General features: G+C 40.0%; 3 protein-coding genes. 2 read left to right on the forward strand and 1 reads right to left on the reverse strand.

The genetic code is table 11. The annotated features are described in order from the left end of the window. Window positions 1-150 precede the first annotated feature (150 nt). A complete protein-coding gene (locus tag J5X91_RS17830; protein WP_208835379.1) occupies window positions 151-462 on the forward strand; it encodes a helix-turn-helix transcriptional regulator in 312 nt (103 codons plus the stop codon). 195 nt (window positions 463-657) lie between these two features. On the opposite strand, the gene J5X91_RS17835 is transcribed toward J5X91_RS17830, so the two are convergent. After that, the gene (locus J5X91_RS17835; protein ID WP_208835380.1) at window positions 658-1,896 is read right to left on the reverse strand and encodes a UPF0149 family protein; all 1,239 of its coding nucleotides are present in this window, start codon (window positions 1,894-1,896) and stop codon (window positions 658-660) included. Between the two features lie 338 nt (window positions 1,897-2,234). Between J5X91_RS17835 and J5X91_RS17840 the strand changes: the two genes are divergently transcribed. Beyond that, window positions 2,235-3,836, forward strand: coding sequence for an ABC-F family ATPase (locus tag J5X91_RS17840; protein ID WP_011329728.1), 1,602 nt, complete (start codon window positions 2,235-2,237; stop codon window positions 3,834-3,836). Window positions 3,837-4,238: the final 402 nt, after the last annotated feature.

Here is a 4,238-nt window from a genome sequence, read left to right on the forward strand (position 1 = left end):
GGTCATCGCGTTCTAGCCTGTGGAGAGATTGACATTAGTCAGCTTGTTGAAGCAGGAACTTGCCTTATGAGTGATCACAAGGCCCCGATGGTTTTAAACTAATCGGAATCCCCCTCCTTCCCTGAACTTGTTCAGGCGCTTGGCGAGGTGGTGGAGGATGTCAAGAGATCTGAACAAGCATTAAAAATCGCTCAGCGAATCGGGGATTTAATTCGCCAACACCGAACACTACATTACACTCAAAGTACCTTTGCCAAAATGATTGGTGTATCGCGTTCCACCGTACAAAAGCTAGAGCAAGGTGAGGTTGTAAAAAGCGATATTTTATTTGAGGCCTTAGTGGTGCTGAAGCTTCAAGGTAGTTTACTTGATGAAATAAATGAACTTGCTGCCGATGTGGGTGGCTATAATGCACGCCAGCGTAAAACAAACAAAACACAGGTGATTAACGATGACTTCTGAATGCTATGTGTTTATTGACGGGCTTGAAATTTATTATTTCAAGCACTGCGCTTTGCAAGCACAAGCGACATTGATATTGCACGTTTAACAAGCGTAATTTCTACTATTGAATAAAAACTTAAAAAGCGGTTATGCACTTCAAATTGAATCTGCGTTATGTTTAGCGCGATATAAATCACGCTAAACGTTTTTTACCTACTTTTTTCTTAACCAAAAAAGACTCGCCGGAACCGAAATCCATGCCTGCTTACCTAATGAATCAAGGTAAACACCTACCTCTTCTTTGCTGCCTGGGCTGTAATATAGCGGCTGTTCTTTAAGTTTTTCTTGCCCGGTGAGTATTTTTACAAAATGTTTACTCTGTTGTTTAAGCATTTTTTTGTAATCGTTAGCTGGTTTTGAATCGCCATGCTTTACAAAAGCACTTAGCGCTAGGCTTGCTGTTGTGTGTAGTTCTTGAAAATCAAAGTCGGCCAATAGAGCGTCTAACTTCTCCCACTCTTTGTTTATGATTAGGCAGTTCATTAATAAAAAGCGGTTTGCTTGATTATCGTTTGGGTTTAGCTTTAATAGATCTTCGAGTTCTGATTGTGCTTTTTGGGTATAACCATGCAGCGCGTGTATTTTTGCACGATGCGCACGCAGCATCATATAAGGGCGGGTTTCGTGCAAGCCCCAAAAGTGCCCGGTGTTGTCTTTAATATATTGCTTTGTTATGAGCCCTTCCATAACCTCTAAAAGCATCTGTATTGGCTCAAGTGCTGTTAGTTCTGTATCGGCGAGTACCAGTTCAAGTAGTTCATCAAGCTGATCCAATTCATCTGGTTCTTCATCTAAAAAGCTGTTGTTAAATTCAACCTCATCTTCATCGCTTAAAGTAAGGTCGTTATTAAACCTAAGCTCAAAAATAGCATCAGCCATAAAATAAACATAGTTACGTTTATATTCTTGGGCGTTATATTGGGCAAACTCCCCAAATTCTTTTGCTGCTGCTGTTTCATTAGAAAAAGCTTTTAAAACCCGATTTATATTATCAAAAGCATATTTTTGCTCTTTATCTAGGGTGCGTTTATTTATATGTTTAAGTGCCTGTAAAACCCCTTTACAGTAGTTTGGTAAGGGCATATTTGACTTAAGTGATTCACGGTAGTCTTGCTTGGACAAGCTGCACTTAGCTGGCATTTTTAAGTCATTTTGAATTACTTTGTCCATACTCTGGTTGTAAAGTGTCATTAAGCTTTCTAAATATTTGAGCTCTGTTTCATTTTGAACATTTATTTCCCCAAATAGATCTGGTTGCCACTCTGTAGGAGTAAGTATTTGTGGTAATACACCTAACCCGATTAAATAACCTTGAATAAAGTAGTAATCAGGTTTTTTAGTACTTAGTTTACTGAGTTTTATAACGTCATTTCGTATTTTAGCTGGCGACATAACCTGTTCCGTCAATGATGTATTTAATTTTAGTCTACCTATTCATTGAGTTGGCAACAATATTATTTGTTGAGTTATTGAATTCCTAAAACAAAAGCGCGAAGTAAACTCCCGCTACTCTTGTACATTAACCTTGGTTAATTTTTACCTAAAACCTCAAGCCTGACACCTAAAACCTGCTCTTGCCCTACTGGCTATTTTTTAAGTTTCTTTTACCTTTCATCTTTGGCTTTGGATCTGTATAATTCGCCAGCTAATTTACCCTATTGTCTGGTGCTTGTTTGTGGCGTTTTGCTGCAGCCTATCCCTGTCAGTACTTTTTCTAGGATTACATTTTTTTGATCTCCACCGCAAATATCACGATGCAGTTTGGCGCAGAGCCGTTGTTTGAAAACATTTCAGCTAAATTTGGTAACGGTAACCGTTACGGTTTAATTGGCGCTAACGGCTGCGGCAAGTCGACTTTCATGAAAATTTTAAGCGGGGCACTTGTGCCAAGTGCCGGTAATGTATCTATTACTCCTGGGTTAAAAGTAGGTAACCTAAGCCAAGACCAGTTTGCATTTGAAGAATTTAGCGTAGTTGACGCTGTAATTATGGGCGACGTGGAGCTTTGGAAAGTAAAGCAAGAGCGCGAACGTATTTACTCTTTGCCAGAAATGAGCGAAGACGATGGCATGAAAGTAGCTGAGCTAGAAAGCGTATTTGCAGAAATGGACGGTTACACGGCAGAAAGCCGCGCTGAAGAAATTTTGCTAGAAGCGGGTATCGATAAAGAATTTCATTATGGCTTAATGGCAAACGTAGCGCCAGGCTGGAAACTACGTGTGCTTTTAGCACAGGCGTTGTTTGCAAACCCTGATATTTTGCTACTCGATGAACCTACCAATAACTTGGATATTCATACAATTACCTGGCTTGCTAACGAGCTTAACAAGCGTAAATGTACCATGATTATTATTTCGCATGACCGTCACTTTTTAAACTCGGTATGTACACACATGGCCGACATTGATTACGGCGAGCTGCGTATTTACCCTGGTAACTACGAGAAATTTTTAGAAGCTGCTGGCCTACAACGTGAGCAATTACTTGCTGAAAACGCGAAAAAGAGCGCTGAAATTGACGAACTACAAGACTTTGTAAACCGTTTTGGTGCTAACGCATCTAAAGCGAAACAAGCAAGTTCGCGTGCTAAAAAAATGGATAAAATTAAACTTGATGAAGTTAAATCGTCAAGCCGTATGAGCCCTTCGCTAAGCTTTGACGAAGGTAAAAAAATGTATCGCCAAGCGCTTGAAGTTAACAAAATTGGCCATGGCTTTGATGGCGAAATGTTGTTCTCTGGCGGCGACTTATTACTTGAAGCCGGCGCTAAGCTTGCGGTAATTGGCGAAAATGGTGTGGGTAAAACTACCTTTTTACGCTGTTTAGTAGACGAGCTTAAAAGCTTAGAGGGCGAAGTTAAGTGGTCTGAAAATGCTACTTTTGGTTATTGCCCGCAAGACAGCACTAAAGATTTTGATAACGACTTAACCTTGTTTGATTGGATGTCGCAGTGGCGCACCGCTAAGCACAACGATTTAATGGTACGTGGCATGTTAGGCCGTTTGTTGTTTACAGCAGACGATTCAAACAAAAAAGCGCGTAACTGTTCAGGTGGTGAAAAAAACCGTTTGTTATTTGGTAAGTTAATGATGCAAGACGTTAACGTACTAGTAATGGACGAGCCTACAAACCACATGGATATGGAAGCCATTGAAGCACTTAACAATGCGTTAAAAGACTTTCAAGGTACGCTTATTTTTGTAAGCCATGACCGTGAGTTTGTATCGTCACTTGCTACGCGTATTATTGATATTAAAGATAAACAAGTAATCGACTTTCAAGGCTCGTTTGACGAATACCTAGCCAGTTGTGAAGAGAAAAAAGTAGCGTAATAACACCTTTTAAATACTCTATTTAAATATTAAATAAAAACGGTGCTAACTTTAGCGCCGTTTTTTTGTGCTTGTTATTTGCGTTTCGAGTTGCGAGCTTGGGCTTTGACCTGTGAGCAATCGCTTTTTAAGTAATTAACTCACAAAGAGGCTATGAGGCGCTTAATGCAGATCGTTTAAGCTAATTGAACGATCTTTCAGAGGCTTCATAACAGGCTACAACAGAAGTTGTGGCCTATTTTTATGTCTGAATTTATTAAAGAATTACACCTTACTACCGAGTTTTGCCAAGATCGTGATATTGATTCGTTCACTAAGCACATTCCCCTTGAGTGGATTGAAGAAGCTGTTACCCAAACAGGAAGAGCCTCAGTACGCAAACGACGCTTCCCCGCCGAACAA

Source organism: Pseudoalteromonas sp. K222D, assembly GCF_017653575.1.
Lineage (GTDB): Bacteria > Pseudomonadota > Gammaproteobacteria > Enterobacterales > Alteromonadaceae > Pseudoalteromonas > Pseudoalteromonas nigrifaciens.